We start from the raw sequence: 23,650 nt of genomic DNA, 5'->3' as shown, positions 1-23,650 counted from the left end.
GCGATGGCAAGGCCATATGAATGGTGCGATCGAGAGCGGATTGCGAGCCGCAGCCGAGATCCAAGCCCATCGAAGCTCCCGCCATTGACTCGTTCGTGGGTTTCAGGCACGTTGGCGTCCGCGCCGTGCACCGGCTGAGGACGCAGAGATGCCCGAGGCGACAAGAACGGAAGACCAAGGCAAAGAACCGAGAGAAAACTCCTTCCAGATTGCGCCGCCGGCGATCGCGCTGCCGAAAGGCGGGGGTGCCATCCGCGGCATGGGCGAAAAGTTCGGCGTCAATCCCGTTACCGGGACCGGGTCGCTGACGATTCCCATCTATACCAGTGCGGGCCGAGCCGGATTCGGGCCGCAACTCATGCTGTCCTACGATTCAGGAGGCGGGAACGGACCCTTTGGATTGGGGTGGAGCCTTTCCCTTCCTTCCATCACCAGAAAGACCGACAAAGGTCTGCCTCGGTACGTGGACGCGGAGGATTCCGATGTGTTCATCCTGTCCGGCGCCGAGGATCTTGTTCCGTCTCTCATCGAGCAGGACCATGCCTGGGCGCCTGATTCCGTGCCGCCGAGAACCATCGGGACCGTGACCTACGACATTCGCCGCTATCGGCCTCGTATCGAGGGCCTCTTTGCCCGTATCGAGCGTTGGACGAATCAGGACGACGACACTGATGTGTTCTGGCGCTCGATTTCGAAGGACAACGTTACGACCTGGTATGGGAAAACACCCGAAAGCCGAATCTTCGACCCAGCCGACCCTTCCCATATTTTCAGGTGGCTCATGTGCGAAAGCCTTGACGACAAGGGCCAGGCCATCGTGTACGCGTACAAACCGGACGACTCGGATGGAATCGCGTCCGGCCTGGCGCGCGAGAAAAACCGGACGACGGCAATCCGCGGGACGAACCGCTACCTCAAACGCATCAAGTACGGGAACCAGCGCTCTCGCCTCGTCGAGCCGGATCTGGACCAAGCCCAATGGCTGTTTGAAGTCGTGTTCGACTACGGAGAACATGATTGGGACGGGCCTCAGTCGCTGGTGGAGCCCAAGAAGTGGGATTGCCGGCAAGATCCGTTCTCCACCTACCGCGCAGGCTTTGAAGTGCGGACCTATCGGCTTTGCCGGCGCGTGCTCATGTTTCACCATTTCCCTGACGAGGACATCGGTGCCGATTGTCTCGTCCGTTCCACGAATTTCACCTACTCGCATGAACAGCAGGCGGACGACTCTCGCAATCCCATGTACTCGTTCATCGAATCCGTGGAGCAGGTGGCCTACCAGCGCAACCAAGAGGGAACGTACGACCGGCGCTCGTTCCCACCCGTCACCTTTGAATATGCTGCGGCGGAAGTGAGCGAGACGATTCGTGACGTCGATCCGGCCAGCGTGGAAAACCTTCCGAGCGGTCTGGAAGGCGGTCACTATCAATGGGTGGATCTGGACGGCGAGGGGCTGTCGGGTATTCTCACCGAGCAAGCCACCGGCTGGTTCTACAAACGCAATCTCAGTCCCGCCACGGAGCGCGAGGTCAACGGCGGGAAGATTACGGAGGTGCGTCTTGCACCGGTCGAACTCGTGGCCTCCAAGCCATCCTTGGCGGCGCTTCGTGCCGGTGGACAGCAGCTGCTCGATCTGGCGGGTGACGGGCAGCTCGACCTTGTCTCACTTCAGGGTCCCGTGCAGGGTTTCTACGAGCGGACGGTGGATGAGCAATGGGAGACCTTCAAGCCCTTTCAATCGATTCCAAACCGGAACTGGTCCGATCCCAATCTGAAGTTTATCGACTTGACCGGCGACGGTCACGCCGATGTGATGATCACGGAGGACGAGGTGCTCTGCTGGCATCCATCGCTGGCCGAGGAGGGATTCGGACCGGCGTCCTACGTGCGGCAGGCGAACGACGAGGAAGCGGGGCCGCGTCTCGTCTTCGCCGACGGTACGCAATCGATCTTTCTCGCCGACATGTCGGGGGACGGGCTCATTGATCTCGTGCGCATTCGGAACGGAGACATCTGCTATTGGCCGAATCTGGGGTATGGGCGCTTTGGCGCCAAGGTCACGATGGATCAGGCGCCCTGGTTCGAGGCGCCGGATCTCTTCGATCCGCGGCGCATCCGCTTGGCCGACATCGATGGATCCGGCACGACGGATATCCTGTATCTGAGCGGGCAGGGCGTACACCTCTATTTCAACCAATCGGGCAACGGATGGGCGGTCCGCCGATCGCTGAAGGCCTTCCCTCCGATCGACAATCTTGCGGGGATCATGACGGCGGATCTTCTCGGCAACGGCACGGCGTGTCTTGTCTGGTCGTCGCCGCTTCCAGGAAACGCGCGGCAGCCGATGCGCTATGTGGACCTCATGGGCGGTCGGAAGCCGCACGTCATGATCCGCACGGCGAACAATCTCGGAGCCGAGACACACATTCAATACGCGCCGTCGACCAAGTTCTATGTGGCAGACCGTCTTGCCGGCAGACCATGGATCACGAAAATTCCTTTTCCGGTCCATTGCGTGGAGAAAGTCACGATTACAGACAAGTGGCGCAGGACCACGTTCTCGTCCACCTACAGCTATCACCATGGCTACTTCGACGGGATCGAGCGGGAGTTTCGGGGATTCGGCCGCGTCGAACAGATCGATATCGAAGACTACGGCATCTTCGCCGACGGCAACACCGACAGCCCCTATATCACGGATGCCAAGGATCTCTATCAGCCGCCGGTCAAGACCGTGACCTGGTTTCATACCGGAGCGTTTCTTGATCGAAAGACAATCCTCACCCATTTTCAGGACGAGTATTTTCCGGGATGGTTCGAGGCGCTCAGGCCCGGCGAAGCCAATGTGTTCGGCGGCTTTCAGGAGAACAAGTTGCCCGAGCCGGATTTGATCACCCAAGATCTGTCTGCAGAGGAGTGGCGCGAGGCGTTGCGAGCCTGCAAGGGCATGGTGCTCCGGCGGGAAATCTACGAGCTTGACGTGGACAAGCTCGTAGGTGGAGCGCATGAACCGGTCAAACTGTTCTCCACGGCCTACCACAACTGCCATGTCCGGCGGTTACAGCCTCGGCAGGGCAATCCGCATGCGGTCTTTCTCGTCACCGAAAGCGAGTCCATCACCTATCACTATGAAATGGATCTCACGACGGACAGCGTTACACCTGATCCTCGTATCTCCCATACGTTGAAGCTGCGCATCGACGAGTTCGGCAACGTCCAGCAAACCGTCGTGGCGGTGTACCCTCGATTCGGCCGGCATCGGGATGCCTCGCTGCCGAACGGGACCGAAGACCTCATTGCCGCAGTCCAACAAGAACCGCACCTCCTCTACACCGAGAGATGCTACACGTCGGATGCCCAGGGCCAGGACGACTATCGCCTCCGCCTTCCCTGTGAGGTGTCCCGCTACGTCTTGACGGGAATCACTCCGTTGAACGGTCGCTATTTCACGTTGGGCGAGTTGCGGAACTATCGGCTGAGTCCCAGGCACTATCAAGTCGACCCCGTCCCCGGAGACATCGAGGTGGCGGAGATTCCCTACCACCAGGTCGCGGATGGGACATCGATCCAGAAACGGCTGGTCGAGCGGCTCCGCACGTTGTTTTTCGAGAGGAACCTCACGACCTTTCTTCCCCTCGGCGAGCTCAACAGCCTCGCGTTGAAATATGAGGACTACAAGTTGGCGTTGACCGATGACCTGCTCGATGCCGTCTTCGGAGCCACGCTTATGCAGTCCGCTCGGCATGATCTCGATGATCCGGCAGTCGGCGGCTATATCAGCGGGCAAGCACTCAGCGCTCGCTTCCCGAATGAAACGACCGACGGGGAATATTGGATCAGATCAGGGACGGCCCGGTTCTCCAACGATGCGGCCGAACATTTCTACTTGCCCGAGCGCTATGTCGATCCCTTCGGTCACGTGACGACGCTGCTGTTCGATCAGACCTACGACCTGTTCATCAAGTCCAGCACCGATGCGTTGGGCAATACCGCCGCCGTCGAATCATTCGACTATCGGGTGCTCGCTCCGTCGGTCCTGAAAGATATGAACGACAACCTGACCGAGATGCGCTACGACATCCGCGGTCTGCCCGCCGTCATGGCGATGAAAGGAAAAGGAAATCAAGGAGACAGCCTGGACGGCATCACCCCCGCGGTGCTCAATCCGTCGCTCGATCAAATTAGCAACTACTTTCAGGGTGCCTTTGACAGCACGGAGGTGCGCCGGCTGCTCGGCAACGCCACTGCCCGCTATGTCTACCATCTGGGAGAGGAACGGCAAGGCACGCAATCGGTCTTCGCAGCTCACCCGCCGGCTGCCGGGACGATCTTGCGCGAACGACACGTCGCGCATCTCGGGCGGCATGAAGAAAGTCGGCTGCAAGTCGCGTTCGAGTATTCCGACGGCCTGGGCGCGTTGTTGGTCAAAAAATCGCAGGCAGAACCGGCAGAGGGCTCCGCGGTCCTGCGCTGGATCGCTTCGGGCAAGACCGTCTTGAACAACAAGGGCAAACCGGTCAAGCGATACGAACCGTACTTCAGCACGAACGAGCATCGGTTCGACGAAACCGAGGCTGAAGCTGAGATCGGTGTCACACCGATCATGTATTACGATGCAATGGGGCGCCTCATCCGCACCGAGCTGCCGGACGGCGCCTTCAGCCGCGTCGAATTCTCGCCCTGGCACGTCACGAGCTTCGATCCCTGCGACACGGCCTATGATCCAACGGGAAATGCCCATAGCGACTGGTACAAACGCCGGACGGATCCCGGTCATCGGCGGTTCGCCGAGTTCAACAGCGCGGGCGATCGGCGCGCCGCCGATCTCGTGAAAGCTCACGCCCTGACGCCGGCGCAGGTGATGTTCGACGGCGTGGGACGTGAAGCGGTGGCGGTCTCCCATAACACCTATGTGTATCCCGACAATGGTCCGAGTGGAGACGAGCGGTACGTGACCTTCACTAAACTTGACCCCGAAGGCAAGCCGCTCTGGATCAGAGACGCGAATCGCCATCTCGTGATGCAGTACATCACGCCGCCGAAGCCGACACGGTGGAGCGAGCAGCCGGATGAAACGGTGCCCGCCGACGCCGTGCCCTGCTACGACGTGGCCGGAAATCTGTTGCATCAGCACAGCATGGATGCCGGCGACCGATGGACGCTGAACGACGCGGCGGGTGAGCCCCTCTACGCCTGGGATCTCAACGGGCGCCGTGAGTCCGACGGCACCGTCGTCGTGGAGAACCGGGTGTTTCAGACGAAATACGATGCGCTCCATCGCCCGTCCGAACGATGGCTGACGATCAACGGCGGCGCACCCCAGCTGATTGAGCGGTTCGTGTATGGAGAAACCTCGGCGAACGCGAAGCAGGACAATGTGCGGGGCCGGCTCCGTGAGCATTTCGACCAAAGCGGCCGCAAGACGGCGGAGGCGTATGACTTCAAGGGAAACGTCCTGACGGCCACGCGTCAGCTCGCCGGCAAGTATCGCGAGCCGGTCATCGGATGGCAACCGGGCAGTCCGACGGCGGTCTTGGATCCGCAATCCTTCGTGCAGCAGACCGAATACGACGCGCTGAATCGAATCACTCGCCTCTACAACTGGCATCGGGGCACCGGCGGCCCTGTCGCCGTCTATGAACCGACGTACCACGAGCGCGGAACGCTTCAACGCGAAGAGCTCGTCATTCGCGGGCTGAAGACGGCGGATGGCTATCAAGAGCCTGCCCAAAGCCGACGGACGGCGGTGATTGCGGGAGTCACCTACAACGCCAGAGGCCAACGAGAGCGAATCGAGTATGGGAACGGAACGACCACGCGCTATGAATACGATCCTGAAACGTTCCGGCTGGCTCAGCTGCGCACGACGAGGCCGGCGTACGACCCGACGTTCCCGAGCCGCCGGTCGCAGTTCAAGAACGACCGCGTGCTGCAGAATCTGTTCTATACCTATGATCCGATGGGCAACCTGACGGAGGTCGAGGACGACGCGTACGAGCCGGCCTTCTTCGCCAACCAGCAGGTCGATCCCAGGAGCCGGTACGTCTACGACGCGTTGTATCGATTGATCGCCGCCACAGCTCGCCAGAACGGCGCATTACGCGGCGTGCCGGCCGATAGCGAACCGGGTGCCGTCGGCCTGTCGTTTCCGATTCAACTTGGGGATCCTAACGCATTGAGCGTGTACCGGCAGATCTATCGCTATGACGCCGTCGGGAACATCGAGCGCCTGCGTCATGAAGCGGGCCTCGGCAGTTGGACGCGGGACTACGCCTATGCATTTGAGGACCCGGCGCAGCCGGCGAGCAACCGCCTCTGGCAAACGTGGGAAGGCGGCGACAGAACGCAGGCGGTGTCGTATACCTACGATGCCCACGGCAGCATGCAGAATCTGATCAATGTGACGCCGGCTCAATATATCCGCTGGGACTATCGCGACATGATACGTGAGCTGGATCTGGGCGGGGGCGGCCGAGCCTACTACAACTATGACAGCGGCAAGCAGCGGAGCCGGAAAGTCATCGAGAGCCGGACCGGAACGAAGCAGTGGGAGCGGATGGATTTCGGCGGATTCGAACTGTATCGGCGTTATGTGGCCGGCAACGTCGTCGAGGAGATTGAGACCCATCACGTCATGGACGGGTCTCGGCGGATCATGCTGGTGGAAGATGTGCTCTGGACCGACCATCCGCGGATTCCGGAGGGCCCGCTCTACCGTTACCAATATGGGAATCATCTCGGGTCTGCGTGCCTTGAACTCAACGACGCGAGCGAGGTCATTTCCTACGAGGAGTATCACCCCTACGGGACGAGCGCGTATCGGGCCACGAACGGTGCGCTTGAAGTGCCGGCTAAACGGTATCGGTATACCGGAATGGAGCGGGACGAGGAGAGCGGGCTGAACTATCACGGTGCGAGGTATTACGCCGTGTGGCTGGGGAGATGGGTGAGTGCCGATCCCTTCAGTCTGATCGACGGGGAAAATCTCATCGGGTATGCATTGGCGAATCCCATAGGGCGCGTGGATACAAGCGGTCTCGCCAGCACGGAAGAAGTGACCGAATTCGATTCGGATAAGCTCGTGGAACAATTCAGTGCGTTGCCGAATGTAACGCCTGATTGGATTGATGCGTACGAGAAGTTCAACGAGACCGTGAAGAACAATCTTCTGAAGGAGCCGACGCCGACCACGGCGCGGGAAAAGTCGATGGACGTCGACATCGAAAACGAGGCTCACGATCGCGCCGTCGTCACCATCGTCAATGCTGCGATCGACGCCGCGTCCGCATTGGTCAAAGCGAAGGGAATCGAGGTGTCGGAGCACGATCTGCTGAAGATGGCTCTGCAAATGGTCGTCTATCCCTATCGGACGAGTCATGATCTTACTGAGAACGTGATTTTGAGAGACGTCGATCACTTTCTGACCGGCAGAATTCAAGCCTGGAGAGATTTCGCACCCAGAACTCCCCTGTTCGATGTTGCCACTCTTGGGAAGGGGGCCACGAACGATCCGGGAATTATCTTGCTCGGTAACTATGCCGCGATCGTGTACGACGAGAGGAAGCGCCAGTCGTTTCGTGTGCACCCTAAACCGGATGAGAAGCATGCCAGAAATTCCATGGATCAAGACTCCAAGCCGGCTTCGGCGCCAGGGGGTCGGTTTTGGGCCTATCTTGGTGGAGAGCTGCTGAAGACCCGCGATCATCCGAGTGAATCGGCTGATGCGTCGAAGCTGAAGATTTCATACGAAGACGTGAAGGGTGCGCGATCCACGTGGCCAACCATGAAGGCCGCTTTCGAGCTCTCGTACGGGCTCGCCAAGCAGGAAGCGGCCCGCACGATACAACAAGTGAACGACACGATCGAGGAACTGGGAGACACGCTGCGGTTCATCGGCGAGCGAATGCATGATTGACCTTGCGCGGGATAGGGCGCTGAGCATGCGGAACGACGATAAGACCACCACGAAACATCGCAACTTGTGAAACCATGCACCGAGCGGCTCAACGGAGCGGAGTGTTCTGTATACGCGAGCCTTGTAAAAGGATATAGGTGAACGATGTCCAGAAAACCCGAAACCAAGCCGACTCGTCTTGCACAATCCCGCGGCAAGGCTCCCGCCAAAGGATCGAGTCATAGAAAATCCAAACCGGAGTCCGCCACAGCCGGCGCCTTTGTGGTCACGGGCCGCGTTCGCGACGCGAACGATCGCCCTGTGGCGGGGGTCCTGGTGCGTGCCTATGACCAAGACCTTCGTACGAGGCAGAAGCTTGGTGAGACCCGGACTGACGCGGAGGGACGCTATCAGATTACTTATCGCCGGACGGCGTTCTGCAGAGCCGATAAGGCAAGCGCGGATCTCTACACCGTGGTCGTCAACGCGGACGAGCAGGACCTGGTCCGCTCATCCGTCCTATTCAACGCGCCTGCTGAGACCACAATCGACCATGTGATCGCCGGCGGCGAGAAGCAGGAATCCGAGTACGAGCGCGTGCTGAATGCCATACGTCCGCTCCTCGTGGGGCAGGGCGAACAAGGGCAGGACCTGCCGATCACCGAACTTACCGACAGCGACATCCAGTTCCTGACTCAAGAGATGGGCGTTCCTTCCGAGCAGATCGCGCTCTTCGTCAAGGCCCATCAATCTGCCGCAGTCGTTCGACGCGACAAGACGACCACGACACCCAAAGAGCGGTCAGACAAGCCGGCAGACAATCGGACCGTTCCTGCAGAACTCTACTACGGCTGGTTTCGACAGGGTATCCCGACTGAACCGAAGGCACTCTGGTCGAGCAACGCCGATGACCTGATTGCCGCGTTCACTGCCGCCATCGAACGGAACATCGTCCCGCAGCACCTTGCAGGGTGGTTGGACAAGCTGTCGGCTCGTATCGAAGCGCAAAAGATAGACATGGCACTGCAGCCGGCAGCCGACGGGCACACCGCGTCGCTGGGCGATCTGTTGGCCACGATGCCGGGACGGTTATCGACGAAGAAAGAGCGCCTCGTCGCAGGAGCTCTCCTCGATACCGGCGTCACCGAGACGGGCTTTGCCGCGCGACTTCGCGATGCGGGGTTCAGCGCCGGTGAGATCGCGTCCGTCCAAGTGACGCGGGCGCTTGGCGGATTGACCGGTGGAAACCGGACGTTGGTACGGGAACTACAGACATTGCGCGGGGAGGCCGGCGATCCGTCCCTGCGGTTTCTCGCATCGGTGACGCCGGTCCGTTGGCTGGAGTTTGCCGTAAAGCACCGGTCCGACGGTCCGCGTGGAACCAGTCCTGAACTTTATGCCGAAGGCCTCGAGCGAGCCGTTGAAGCGCAACATCCGACGGCGGTCCTCGCCGCGCGCATCCACTCAGGTCATGTGGAACTGCACGATGCCGCGCTGAAGGAGGCGGCGGCGATGCTGGCGTCGAATCCTGAATTGGAATTGCAGGCGCACAATGCGCGCGCGGTCGTCGATCGTCTCGAGGGTGTCAACGACAAAGAGCGGCTCGTGACCAGCTTGCAGAAGATCCAGCGAGCCCAGAAGTTGACCGGAGGATGGCGTGAGGCGGGGTTGTTGCTCGACAAAGGGCTCACCACGGCGCTGCACATCGTTCAACTCGGTCCAAAAGCCTTTCAAGAATCCGTCGGGCCCGACCTGCCGGCGGAACGCGCCGGCGCCATCTATGCCGAAGCGCAGCACGTGCATGATACGGCCGTCGCGCTCATCGCCATGGCCTATGCCGATAAGAATTACCTGTCGGGTTTCAAGTCGGCCGGCGAGCACGAAGCCGACTCTCCGGACACATCGAACTATCCGAATATCCGCCGCCTCTTCGGTAATCTGACGACCTGTGAATGCGAGCACTGCCAATCGGTGTTGAGTCCCGCCGCCTATCTGGTCGATCTGCTCCGTTTCCTCGATCCGCCGAGCGGCGCGACGCGCGTGGTCACGCCCGCATTGTCGACGCTGTTGGCGCGACGGCCCGATATCGCGGATATCGAGCTCACATGCCGGAACACGAAGCAGGAGGTCCCCTACATCGATCTCGTGCTCGAAGTGCTGGAAAATGCGATCGGCTTGCCGATCGAGATTCCCGCCCCCTACGGATTCGATCCGCAAGCCGATCTGGGCTTGAATCCGGTGCCGGTTCGCGTGACGACGGCGCTGCGGGCCGTGCTGGAGCGCAGCGCGATCTCGGTCGGTGAACCGCTTCACATCGAGCGGTCCGCCAGGCAGTTGCTGATCGGGACGTTTACGGACTGGATGATCACCGACGGGGCGCGGCATTGGACGCTGCGTCACTTTCCGCGATCGCTGACCCTGTCGGGTCTCCGCAGACTTCCCAAGGTCCTGAGCGTGACGGAGTACGAGGCGGCGCGCCGTCAACTGGACCAAGGCCGGTTGCCGAACGTTGACTGGCTGATGCCGCCGGGAGACAGCCCGCGTAACGGGAATCTTCCCCTCAAAGGCGCTCCGACGGTCACGCCGGTGCAAGCCGGCGTCAGATGGACCGTCACGTATACCAGGGCCGTTCGGGTCGCCTTTACGATGGCCGCACCGGTGAGCGTGGTCATCCTAAAGTCGGCGGACGGGGGCCAACAACTCGACGCGGGTCAGTATCCCACCGCTATGGCGCAGATGGTGTTTTTTGGGTTGCGGAACGGACAGATCGTCGAACCGCTGCGCAGCATGCTGCCGGACGGCTTGCCGTACCGGATCGCTCCTGCCGGAGCCGACTGGGAGATTTCGGTCACAGAGGAGGTCACGCTGCAGTATGTTCCCGAGCGGCTCAGTATCGCTTCACTGACGTATCAGACGTCCGACGCGCGCGAGGATGCGCTGGCGACTCCGGAAAACCGAAATCCGGAGGCCTACAACAGGCTGGATGCCTCAGTCTATCCGTGGACCTTGCCTTTCAATCTTTGGCTCGAAGAGGTGAGGGCATTCCTCGAGCGGGGCGGCGTCTCTCGTCGTGGGCTGATGGAGCGGTGCAAGCCCGAGACTCGGTGGGCCGATCAAGCCATTGCGCGCGAGGTGCTCGGTCTCTCGCCGGCGGAGGCGAGCATCGTCACCGCGACGAACCCGCGTCCTCAATGGGAGTACTGGGGCTTACAGGAGAGCGGGAATCGGGTCGTGGATCGTAACGACGAACACTACATTGCATCCGGATTGTGGACCGACGTGTTGGGCTTCAACGTGTCCATCCTGTTGCAACAATCCGGTCTGAGCTACCGCGAATTGCTCAATGTGCTGCAGACGCGATTCGTTCGGGCCGTTGCGCCGGTGCTGACGCCGATCGGCGCAGAGTGCAACCCCAGCGGCATGAAGCTCCCGGGATTGAACGCTGCGCAACTCGATCGCATCCACCGGTTCGTGCGTCTCTGGAGAAAGGTCGGCGGATCCCCCTTCGAACTTGATCTGGCGATCGCCGCCACGACGGTCGATCGGACGAGCCTGAATGAGGCTGCGCTCCTGCGCCTGTCGAATCTGAGACGGCTGCACGAGTTGCTCGGTCTGTCCGTTTCGGATCTTGCGGCCTGGTGGGGTTCGTTGACGGAGAGTTACGACGACTACACGGCGGCGCCACGGCGTTCGGTCAAGAGCTTGTACGAACGCGTATTTCTCAATCCCGCGGTCGCCAATCCGCCGGACCATGACTTTGCCCTGAACGATCAACGATCCGAAATTGTCTATCCGACGCCAGGGACAGCTCCGGCGCTCGCGAACAAAGCGGCTGCCGTGGCCGCCGCCCTGGGCATCACGCGGCCCGATTTCGACGCCCTCCTCGCGCACCTGCTGGCGCTGCAGGAGTTGGATGATCCGCCCACCTTGAAGCTCAAGAATCTCTCCGCGCTGTTTCGCCACGTTTCCATGGCCAAAGCCTTGCGCCTCTCGATCGTCGACTTCATTCGCTTGAAACGCGTGATCGCGATCGATCCATTCTCCAGTCCCGCCCAGGCGATCACCTTCGTCGAGCAGGCGCAGGCGATTGCGAAGAGCGGTTTCTCGGTCGAAGCACTGCAATACCTGCTGCAGTATGCGCTCGGTGACGAGCCGAATCCGCTGCTTCCCATCGAGTGGCTGTCGGGCACGTTGATGAATCTTCGAGAGGCGCTGCAGGTCGTGCGCCTTGACGTCACCGGCGGCGCCGATCGGCCGGAAGACCATCTCGCCAAGGCGCTCGCGGGCTTGGGCTGGTATGACGAGCTGGTCAAGGAGGCCGTCGACCTGTTCGCATCGGATGGCCGGCTCACAGTGACGGTGCCGGGCAATCCGGCAGTCGCCGTTCCACCGGCGCTCGCCGCTCTCGTCGTCTATCGCAGGGCCGACGGCAGACTGAGCGGATCCCCCGCGCTCAACGCCAATCAATGGAGCACATTGGATCTGGCGAACGTCGCCTCGCCGTCGGCCAGGGCCGCCATCACCATGCTGCGCACAAAGATCGACGCCTTCTTGGTCGCTCTGCCGGCTCTCGCACGCCGCCTGCAATCATTCGAGCTCCCGGTGTTCAGGGTCGCCTATGTCCAGCAGTCACCCCCGGTCATCCCGAAGGACTTGTCGCGCCGGTGCTATGTCGACAAGGGCTCGAAGCAAGTCAGCTTCGTCGGATGGATGAGCGACGCTCAGCAAGCGGGGCTCGCCGCGGTTCTGTCCGCGCCGGTCGCTGCTGCCCTCAAATTGAAGTCGGATCAGTATGCGGAGGCGGTTGCGTTGAATCGTTTCTTCCCCGCGGAGAACGATATCCGCGCGCTGTTTGCGGTGGACCAGACGCCGGCGACACGGGTCGATCGGGTCCTGCAACGGCTGTTGCCGTACCTGTGTCGCAAGGCGGCGGCGGAAAGCCTGGCGCAGGCCGTCGAGCTTGATCGAGCGCTCGTCGAGCGTTTGCTGTCGACCGGACTGGACCGCGACTTGACGCTGGGTGCGTTGCTCGACCACGAATTCGCGAACGGCGATGCGCGGGTGACCCTGACCCCGAGCGCGTTTCCGCGGCAGGCTCGCGCGCTGTGCAAGCTTCATAAAGCGGCGTTCGTCTATCGCACGTTCAAGATGCGCCCGGATGAAGTGCAATGGCTGCCGTCCGCCGATCTACAACCTCTGGCCTTCGACGTTCTTTCGCTCGATGCGCTCCCAAGTGCGCCGGGAGATGCGGACGTTCGTTACGGCGCATGGCGGCGATTGGCCCAGCTGTTCGAATTGCGTGATCGTCCCTCTCTCGGACCGAAACTGATCGCCAAGCTGCAATCGCTCATGTGCGTCGATCCGGCCACGCTGGTCGAGGCGCAGACGGACGTCGCCGCCCAGGTCGCCTACCTGGCGGCGGGCTTGGACAGCTCGGCCGAGGACGTGTCATGGGCGACGCAGACACAACTGAATCTACAATGGCCGGCCGACTATCAAGCCGCCGTCAGGATTGCTGAGGCGATTGGATGGCTGGCGAAACGGACTCTCGCCAAAGCGATGCGCCTATCGGTCGACGATGTGACGGATGCGATGGCCAAGCTGAACCTCGCGTGGCCGGCGGATGTGCAGAACCCGTCACGGCTCGACGACTTGCTGCAATTGTTGTCCACGGTGCAGCGGCTCGGCGGCAAGGCGAGCGAGTGCTTTGCGCTGGCCGAGGACAGGGCTCCGGCCCCCGGGGTCGCTGCGCGGCCCGGCCCGAACGAAGCGATGCTCGCGCGGGAGCTCTTGCGTGGACGATCCGACGGCCGCACCTGGTTGCAACGGCTCAGGCCCATCTCGGATAGGCTGCGGCACCAGCAGCGCGACGCGTTGGTCGCCTATCTGATCGCCAATCCCCCGGCCAATGCGGTGGCGAAGGGATTGTGGAGGGACGCGAACGATCTGTATGAGCATTTCCTGATCGATCCGCGCATGAGCGCGTGCAAGACCAGTACGCGCATTCTCCATGCGATCAGCGCCGTCCAGTTGTTCGTGCAGCGGTGTTTGATGAATCTTGAAACCGGGGTGTCGCCTGCTGCCATCGACGCCGATCGCTGGAAATGGATGAAGAACTACCGGGTGTGGGAGGCCAATCGGAAGGTCTTCTTGTATCCGGAGAACTGGATCGAGCCTGAATTGCGCGACGACAAGTCCGAGCTCTTTAGGGAGTTGGAAGGTCAGTTGCAGCAGAGCGAGTTCGACAACGAGCGGGCGGAGGAACTCCTCAAGGTGTATCTCAAGCAACTCGAGGATATCTCAAGCCTCGCCGTGGTCGGCATGTATGTGGACAACGAGGCGTTGGACGGTGAACCGGAAATTCGCATCCACGTGCTCGGCCGCACGCGAAACCGGCCGTCGCGGTTCTATTATCGGCGCTGGGTGTTGACCCAGCGGACGAACCGCTGGGAGCCGTGGGAGCACGTGGCGCTGGAGGGCGTCAAGTCGGACCATGTGTTGCCGTTCGTGATGCGCGGCGATGTCTATGTCGCGTGGCCGGAGATCACGCAACTGGCGGCGGAGCCCGGGGTCGGAGGCGCGACCGCACCAGGCGCAAAGTGGCGGGTTCAGATGGCGTGGATTCGCCGCACCAGCCGGGGATGGACCGATCGGCTCATGAGCAGCGATGTCTTCGAGCATCCGTGGGTCTACGGCAAGGACGAGAACCAGACTTTCACCTTCAGAGTCAGGAGCAGCGTGGCGGGTTCGACAGACATCGACTGTTACGGCGCCAAGCGTGAAGGCGCGCTGTTGTATGATGCGCCATCGACGGCTGATATCCTGCCCTTTCGGACATTCTTCCCCCTGGTCCGCAGTGCCCCCTGGATCATGGTCACGCTGTCCGGTGTCGTCTACGCCTCATATGCAAACGGCACCATCTATCGTCCGCTCGCGAACGCCTCCGTACGGGTGTATGTCAAGCTCAACGGAACCCCGGAAGAGATCACGACGGCCAGGAACGACATTCAGTGGGATGAGGACCATGGACTCGGGCTGTCCGGCGCTCCCGCCTATAACAGCACGGAGGACACCTCCACGGTCACGGATGCCAACGGCAACTTCACCCTGACATTGAGTCTGGCTGCATGGCTGCATGGCAGCGACCTTTTCGGCAATCATGACACAGGATACTATCGGCAGAGCGCCCTGAGGACAAATCCGACCTTTGAGCTGTCCGTGTCGTTCGGCAGCGCATCGCCTCAGTCCAAGAGCTTCCCGTACAAGGACTCGTCCTCGAATGAGGTGTACCAGCACCACAGCCAGTTGCGCTTTCAACAGAACTTTATTATCGGCATCGGCGGCGCTGCGCCGGGTGGTGAAGCAGACCGTCCCGTCACGATCGTTCCAGTCAAGAAATTCCGAATCTATACCGCAGACGATGCTGAATGGTTGCCGCTGACCACGCCGTTGCCGGCTCTGCCGAGCGGCGCGCTCACCTACGGTTCGGGATTCAAGGTGACGGGGGCCAGTCAGTCCTCTTCGTTGACCCTCTCGGACAATGGCGGCGGCAATGCCGTGACGGTATGGAGCGGGGTATCGCCGTCGTATTCGTTGCTGCCGGCGGCTCCCTTCGAATATCAAGCCGCCGAGGTCGTCGTCTATCGCGATGCCCAGAACAGCTATTTCATCCGCCGGGAAAATACGCATACCGATCCGGTGAACTCACAAGGCCGGCTGCAGATCGTGGTGAACGGGCATCCGCGTGCGAGTGAGTTGCGCCGTGAGGTCTCGCTCGGGGGAGTGCCGCAACTGTTCGATTTGATTCAGCAAACCTGGCAACACGCGGCCAATTTCGACATCCATGCGCCCAGCGCTTCCGTCGACCTCACTCGGTCGCTGCCGCGGCCCGCCATGTACTTCGAACCGGACCAGGCGCATTCGCCCTATGCGGGCTATAACACGGAACTGTTCTTCCACGTGCCGATGTTGGTCGCCGGATTCCTGAGCAGCAACCAACGTTTCGGCGATGCGCAGCAGTGGCTGCATTTCATTTTTGATCCGACGACGGAAGATGCCGTGAACGGCAACCAGCGCTACTGGCGCTACCTGCCGTTCCGCAATCACAGCATGACGACTCCGATTGAGGAATTGCTCAAATTGTTGGGCGATCCCAACGTGCCGGCGACCGACAGCCGGAAGCAGCAGATCACTGCGCAGATCGATTTGTGGTCGAGAAGCCCGTTTCGTCCGCATGCGGTCGCGCGCATGCGTCCACAAGCCTATCAAATCAATGTGGTGTTCAAGTATCTGGATAACTTGATCGCGTGGGGCGACTCGCTCTTCAGGCAATATACGACCGAATCCGTCAATGAAGCGACGCAACTGTATGTCCTGGCGGCGAAGTTGTTGGGGCCTCGTCCGCAGTCCGTCCCACGCCCCCGCGCACGGCTACCTCGGCCCCTGACCTATCGTCGAGCGAACGATCAATGGGATGAGTTCTCAAACGCATGGCTCGAGTTGGAAGCGAACTTGGCCAAAGGCGGACAAGGATCGTGGGGCATGTCGATGCGCGGGGACAAGGGTCTCTCCACGATATCGAGCATCGGGTTGCTGTATTTCTGCGTGCCGCGCAATGAAAAGCTCGCGGCATATTGGGATAAGGTGGATGAGCGACTGTTCAACATCCGACACTGCCGAAACATTGACGGCGTGGAGCAGCCGCTGCCGTTGTTCCAGCCGCCGATAGATCCTGCGTTGCTGGTGCGCGCCGCCGCTGCGGGCCTCGACATCGGCGCCGTGTTGGCCGACGCCACGATGCCGCTTCCGTACTACCGATTCGGTGTCTTGATGGGGAAGGCCGTGGATCTGTGCAATGAAGTGAAGGGGCTCGGCAGCGCCTTGTTGGCCGCATTGGAGAAAAAGGACGCGGAGCAACTGTCACGGTTGCGGTCGAATCAAGAGATCGATCTGCTCAATCTGGTGTCCGCGGTCAAGGAAGCGCAGGTCGCGACAGCCAGGGCCGATATCGATGCGTTGAGTCAGAGCGAACAGGCGGCCATGGCACGCTTTGCTCAATACCAGCGGTTGCTGGGTAACAACAGCGCGCGAGTGCCCGACGATTTCGGCGCCGATGTCGAACAGACATCGGCCGTCGCCGTGGCCAAGGCCGACTCTTCGAGCGAACTGACGAATTTGGGGTTGACGCAGGCGGAGATCGACCAAATGGGGTGGTCGGACACGGCGATGACCTATGCGGCCGTCGCGGGGGCATTCAATACCGCGTCCGGGATTTTGTTCGCATTTCCGGACATCAGCGCCGGCACGCCGTTTTTTCAGTCGAAGTTCGGCGGAACCAATCTGGGATCCGTGGCCAATGCGATCGGGTCGTTCTTCAGCATTTTGGAGCGCAACGCCGTCCATCAATCGAGTCGGTCCGCCGCGATCGGGCAATACCAGAGGCGCCAGGACGAATGGGTGTTCCAGAGCCGCATGGCGCTCAAGGAAATTCAACAGATCCGCCGGCAAATCATCGCGGCGAAGATTCGCGCGGATATCGCCGCCAAGGAGCTGGACAACCACAAGAAACAGATCAAGGACGCCGAGGAGACGGACCGGTTCATGCGCGAGAAATACACGAACCACGAGCTGTACCAGTGGATGACGCAGCAGTTGTCCGGCGTGTATTTTCGCGCGTATCAATTGGCCTATGATTGCGCCAAGCGCGCCGAGCGGGCGTTTCAGTTTGAACTCGGATTGAGGCGCTCAACCTATATTCAGTTCGGCTACTGGGATAGTTTGAAGAAAGGACTCTTGTCGGGAGAGCGATTGGGGCAGGACCTCAGGCGGATGGACGTGGCGTATCTGGATCAGAACAAGCGCGAGTACGAGATCACGAAGCATGTCTCTCTGCTGCAACTCGACCCCCTGGCGTTGGTGATGTTGCGCGAGTCGGGTCGCTGCGAGTTTACCGTGCCGGAGGCCTGGTTCGATATGGACTATCCCGGTCACTACATGCGCCGGCTGAAATCGGTGAGCGTCACGATTCCCTGCATCGGGGGTCCCTATGCCGCCGTGTCCTGTACGGTCACATTACTGAAGAGTCAGATCCGCCACAGCAATGCGCTCGACGGCGGGTACCGCCGGGACGCGCAAAACGACGATCCGCGTTTTTCGGATCTGTTCGGTCCGATGCAGTCCATAGTGACCAGCAGCGGACAGAGCGACAGCGGGATGTTCGAGACGAACTTGCGGGACGAGCGCTATCTGCCGTTCGAAGGCGCCGGCGCGGTCGGCACCTGGCGTTTAGCACTACCGGCGGACTTCAAGTCGTTTGACTATAATTCCATCTCCGATGTGATTCTGCATATCCGCTATACGGCCCGGGAAGGAGGCGAAGGGTTGCACGCGGCCGCCGCCGGTGATCTGCAGACCGCGGTCAATGAGCTGATCGCGAGCGAAGGAGGAAAGGGCGTGGCCCGGTTATTCAGCCTCCGCCACGAATTTCCGACCGAGTGGCAGCGATTCCTGAGCGTGACGACGGACGGCACGGGCGATCATCAACAGACCCTGTCGTTTGGGCCGGAGCGCTTTCCATTTTTCCTGCGCGACAGGTTTGTCGCAGGCAAGGTCAAGGTGACCAAGGTGCATCTCCTCTCGACGCTCACAAAGAAAGTATCCGACACCAGCACGCTCTATGTTACGCCGCCGGGGGATTCGTTCGATGAACAGGAAGACGGGATCGCCCTTGCCGTACGCGACGGGTATGGGGACACCCTGTACGGTCAGCGGAGCTTCCAGCAAGACAAGAGCGTCGGAAATTGGACGCTGCTCGCAACATCCGCCGATTTTGATGCGCTGAAGAGTGACACAGGCGACGTCTTGTTGAGGGATGTCTTCGTGTGTTTCGAACTGACCATCACCTGAGGGCCGGATGTTTCCGAACGAGAGACCGGCGCAGGTGTAAGAGCCAAGCGAAGAAGGCACAGTGCGGATGCCATCCCCCTCCTGTGTTACGGCAGGGTTTTCGAGACCGTGCATCGGATACCGGGGAAGAAGGTGCAGGCGGTCTTGGCGCAACTCGATCTGATGCGGTTCATAGCTTCGCTCTGTTGCGCGTCGTGGTCACGCCAGGTCTGCTCTTCTTTGGTCATGCGGCCCGCTTCCTTCACGTAGATGCCCCAGAGGGCCTTGCACCGCAAATCTCTCGCGGCCGCATCGCGCATGTCCGCCGCGTTGCACACCGCGCTGAAATGCCTATAGTACTGCAGGGCCTTGTCGTCATGCGCCTGCCAGTTGGCCTCGTCGTCATCGACCAGCTGCAATTCGTCGCTGTAGCGTTTCCATAGGTCGGTGCAGGAGGCGGTGAGGACGACATCGGGGATGGAATCCTGGAAGGGAGGATCGTCGTCCCGTTCGAAGAACGCGCATCCCGCCGTCATGGTCAGTGCCAGGAACAGGAGCCAGGCGCGCATAGCTCAGCATATTCAAACACCGGAAGGGAAGCAAGGGCGCGCCGGCGATCGCTTCCTCAGCTTGACACCCTGCGGAGACCCAGCGTAGCTTGTCGTTCGATGGTTCGTCTTTTTCCGCTCCATGCCGGCGGTATGCGGCCGGATTGTGCGTGCCCGTCGTTCCTTACCTGCCTTACCTGCGTACTTCTCCTCTTTGTCGTCGGCGTTTCGCCCGCGACGGCGGAACCGGGATACGAAATATCCGTGCCGAGGACGATCGAGGACGCACTCCCGCCCGAGTTGCGCGATGTGCCGCATGGTCGAATCGACGGGCCGGTTCAGCATGACGGCTACATGCATATCTACACGGTCGATACTGATTTCGGCGTGTATCTGGCGCACGGCGACACGATGTTCCGGCGTCTGCGTCGGGAACTGACCGCCATTGCGGATCTGCGGGCGCGATACGCGCCGAAGGTGGCGGTCGAGTCGGCGGTCAAGGTCGTCATCAAGCCTCTCCATGCGATCGGCCGCCTCGCCTCGGATCCGCTGGATACGCTCGCCGGCATGCCGCGCGGCGTCTATCGTTTACTGGAATCCAGCATCACCGGGGCATTCCGCGAGTCCGGTCCCTACGAGGACTCTGATTTTAAGAGCATGGTCCAGGTCGCGGCGTATAAGCGGCGCATCGCCATGCACTATGACGTGGACGTGTATTCGTCGAACCCAATTTTACAGGTTGAACTGGATCGAGTGGCCTGGGCCAGTCTGGCTGGGTACACGACGACGTTCGCCACGCTGCTCGTCCCGCTTCCCAATCTGCTGCCGATGGCGCTTGTCGGTCTGAACACCGTCGAGATGCTGAATCGAGTCCTCGAAGAGCGCGGGCCCGACGAACTGCGCATCCTCAATCTCCGGCAGCTCAGGGCGATGGGCATCAAGGACGAGCTGGCCGAAAAATTTCTCGACCATCCGTACTACTCGCCTCGTCATCAAACCATCATCGTCGCCTGCCTCGGAACCTTATCCGAAACCAAGCGGCGAGACCGGTTTCTTACGATCGCGTTGAATGCCTTGTCCGAAGAGGAGGCCTTCTTCTATCAGCAGGCGGCCGAGTTGCTGCAAGCCTACAATAGGGAAGAATCGCCCATCGCCGAAATTACGATGTTCGGCCGGATTCCGCTGGGGCGCACGAAAGATCGCTCAGCGATCCTTCCGGCCCCGGTCGATTACGCTATTTGGACGGATAGGACCGAAGCAGTGGTGAACCGTCTGGCGTCCGCCATCCGCCATCGGAAACGGAGCGCGCGCATCGAGATGTGGATCGCCGGATCGCTCTCACCTCGCGTGCGGCAGGAGTTGCGCGATCGCCGGATCGTGGCCAAAGAGCTGATGCAGAGCAAACTGCAGCTGACCGATTGACGGCGGTCAAGCGGGACCAGCGGGTTACCGGGGCCCGGGCGCGTTCTGTTGCAACTCGGCGCGATGTTTGTCCTTCTGCAGTTGCTGCTCTTCGATGAGCTTATACGCGACGTAGTACTTGTAGATGTTGGCCACGTAGGTCACCGTTTCCTCGCCGATCCGCCGCGCGGCGACGAGCTCGACATTGTTGAACCACACGTTGGGATTCAGCCCTCGCTTCTCCGCTTCCGTCCTGAGTTTCTGCACCCGCGCGGGTCCCGCGTTGTAGGCGGCGAAGGAGAACAGGATCTTGTTCCGCGCGTCCATCGGTTCGTTCTCGAAAAACTGATCCCGAATCAGGCGGACATACTTGATACCGGCGTGAATGTTGGGCTCCAGTTGCGTGATGTCCCCGGTCTTCATTTCATTGCCGGTCGCCGGCATCAATTGCATGACGCCGACTGCGCCGACAGTGCTGCGCGCGCTTTGGTCGAGCAGGGATTCCTGGTAGCCCTGGGCGATCATCAGGAGATAGTCCATATCGTACTGGGCGCCGTATTTGCGGAAGAGTTCCACCGTCTTGATGAACTTCTTGATCTCGCCGCTGGATGTAGCCTGCTTGACGATCCGCGGATTGCCGTCGCTCCCGTACTTCTTGACCAGGGCGTTGCCGAACTCGGACTTGCGGCCGTATTTCTTGGCGAATTCACCGATCTCCGCTTTGAGCTTGGGACTATCCTTGCGGATCATCCAAGCCAAGTCGCCGCCGGCGTTGACGACGATGTCCTTGTGAGGGACGAGCTTCTTGAAGACTTTGGACCAGAGAAGCGCTTGATAGCGGTCGACGACGATGATCTCGACCAGTCCGGCATTGACCATTTCCAGGAGATCGTCGTCCTGCAAGTCTTCCGGCGCGGGCTTGAGCACCACCGGGGCCTTCTGCTCCTGCGTGAACTGCTCGTTGAGACGCTCCAGGTGAGTCCAATAGCTGGACGACTTGCGGACGAAGACTTCTTTGCCGGACAAGTCGCCCAGCGACGCCAGCTTGGGAGAGGCGGGGCCGGTCACCACGATCTCCTTGACTCCGCGAAAAAACGGCTCGCCGAAGTCCGCTTTCTCTAGCCGTTCCGGCGTCACGGTCAAGATGCCGGCGGCGATATCGCCGCGCCCATCGAGCAAGGCGGGAATCAGCTGGTCGCGGGATGTCGGGATAAAGACGACATACGTGCGGATGTGCTTGTTCTTGCCCTGGAACCGGGCGTTGATTTCCTCTTGAAACGCCTTGAGCAGCTCGTATTCCGCCCCGGTCTGCCTCGCGCCGTTGATCCAGTACGACGTGCGGGACGGCGCAACGAGCGCACGAATGACGCGGCGCTCGATCATTCCATCGAGATCCCCCGTCCAAGGCAAGAGAATCGACGTTTGAATGAGTTCGTGGTCGTCGGAGGTCTGCAGGTTGGCGGCGAGCGGTTGCCGCGTCGGAATGTCAACGAGCACAAGGGAGAGACATAATGCGGTGGTGAGGAGTACCCGCTTCACGACGCCGTTCCGTGCGAGGTCCGTCAGGACATTCTCTCCTACTGGGAGCGGCGAAAGACTAGCACTCGCGAACGGATCGGGTCAAGAATGTGGGAGGCGTCGTGGATCGAAGGGAGCGCATGCGGAGCGAGGAGATGGATCGAGGCAGCAGAGATCCATGACGTGAATCGGTTAGGGACGCTCGACGACGATCGCCAACGCTTCTCCTCCGCCGATACAGAGACCGGCCAATCCTCGTGTGGCGCCGGCGGCCTGCATGGCGTGGAGCAGGGTGGTGAGGATCCGCGCGCCGGTCGCTCCGATCGGATGACCCAGCGCGACCGCGCCGCCGCGCACGTTGACCTTCCGACTATCGAGGCCGAGTTCGCGATTGATCGCCAGCGACACGGCGGAGAACGCCTCATTGATTTCGAAGAGGTCGATGTCGGCGAGCGAGAGGCCGGTTTTCTTCAGCACGAGCTTGATGGCTTCCACCGGCGCGATCGTCAACCACTCGGGCGCCAGCGCCGCCGCCGCATAGCCGACGATGCGCGCCATCGGAGCCAGTCCGAGACCTTCGGCTTCTTTTTCCGCCATCACCACCAGCGCCGCCGCTCCGTCATTGCACGATGGGGAATTGCCGACCGTGAGCACGCCGTCCGATCGGAACGCCGGACCCAGATGACGCAGTTTGCCCAGGTCGACCCGATTGGGTTCTTCGTCATCCGTCACCGTCACGGTGCCTTTTCGTCGAGTGACATCGACCGGCGCAATTTCGGACCTGAAGAGCCCCGCTTCGATGGCCTGACGGGCGCGCCGATAACTCTCGAGGGCAAAGTCGTCGATCTCCTGTCTGGTGAGACCGTATCGTCCGGCGCAGAGTTCCCCGGCGTCGCCCATGTGGAAATTGTTGTAGACGTCCCACAGGCCGTCCTTGATCAGGCTGTCCACCAATTCGGCATGGCCGAGCTTGTATCCCTGCCGAGCCTTCTCGAGCAGGTAGGGGGCGCGCGTCATATTCTCCATGCCGCCCGCCACGACCACCCGGGCTTCGCCCAACGCGATCGTTTGCGCCGCCATCATGACCGTGGCGATGCTTGAGCCGCAGACCTTGTTGACCGTCGTCGCTCCGACGGAGTGCGGTATTCCGGCGCCGATCGAGGCCTGTCTGGCCGGGGCCTGACCGAGGCCGGCGCTGAGCACGCAGCCCATCAAGACCTGGTCGACACGGTCGGGGGACAGGCCGATGCGCCGGAGCGCCTCGGCGATCGCGATGCTCCCCAGTCTGGTGGCAGGGACGGTGCTGAAGGCACCGTTGAAGCTGCCCATGGGGGTTCGGACCGCGCTCACAATGACGGATGGTGTCTGGTGGCTCATCATGCTGTGGCCCGCCGGGGAGGAGCGA

At 61.0% G+C, this 23,650-nt stretch carries 6 protein-coding genes; 3 read left to right on the top strand and 3 right to left on the bottom strand.

Translation table 11 applies throughout. The annotated features are described in order from the left end of the window. The first annotated feature begins 148 nt into the window (after window positions 1-148). On the top strand, window positions 149-7,915 hold the full coding sequence (locus P0111_18165) for a SpvB/TcaC N-terminal domain-containing protein (protein ID MDF0645957.1): 7,767 nt from the start codon (window positions 149-151) through the stop codon (window positions 7,913-7,915). Window positions 7,916-8,059: 144 nt separating this feature from the next. Then, a complete protein-coding gene (locus tag P0111_18160) occupies window positions 8,060-18,799 on the top strand; it encodes a neuraminidase-like domain-containing protein (GenBank protein ID MDF0645956.1) in 10,740 nt (3,579 codons plus the stop codon). Between the two features lie 86 nt (window positions 18,800-18,885). Here the strand turns inward: P0111_18160 and P0111_18155 are convergent, their stop codons facing one another. Beyond that, the gene (locus P0111_18155) at window positions 18,886-19,347 is read right to left on the bottom strand and encodes a hypothetical protein (protein ID MDF0645955.1); all 462 of its coding nucleotides are present in this window, start codon (window positions 19,345-19,347) and stop codon (window positions 18,886-18,888) included. Window positions 19,348-19,590: 243 nt separating this feature from the next. Between P0111_18155 and P0111_18150 the strand changes: the two genes are divergently transcribed. Continuing rightward, entirely contained in the window at window positions 19,591-20,748 is a 1,158-nt protein-coding gene (locus tag P0111_18150; GenBank protein ID MDF0645954.1) for a hypothetical protein, read from the top strand. 24 nt (window positions 20,749-20,772) lie between these two features. Here the strand turns inward: P0111_18150 and P0111_18145 are convergent, their stop codons facing one another. Together P0111_18145 and P0111_18140 are read right to left on the bottom strand one after the other, a co-directional pair. After that, window positions 20,773-22,266, bottom strand: a complete 1,494-nt coding sequence (locus P0111_18145) for a transporter substrate-binding domain-containing protein (protein ID MDF0645953.1) — start codon at window positions 22,264-22,266, stop codon at window positions 20,773-20,775. Between the two features lie 171 nt (window positions 22,267-22,437). Then, window positions 22,438-23,625, bottom strand: a complete 1,188-nt coding sequence (locus tag P0111_18140) for an acetyl-CoA C-acyltransferase (protein MDF0645952.1) — start codon at window positions 23,623-23,625, stop codon at window positions 22,438-22,440. Between the last annotated feature and the right edge of the window lie 25 nt (window positions 23,626-23,650).

It is taken from the genome of Nitrospira sp. (genome assembly GCA_029194535.1).
GTDB lineage: Bacteria > Nitrospirota > Nitrospiria > Nitrospirales > Nitrospiraceae > Nitrospira_C.
This window is presented reverse-complemented; position numbering and strand designations above follow the sequence as displayed.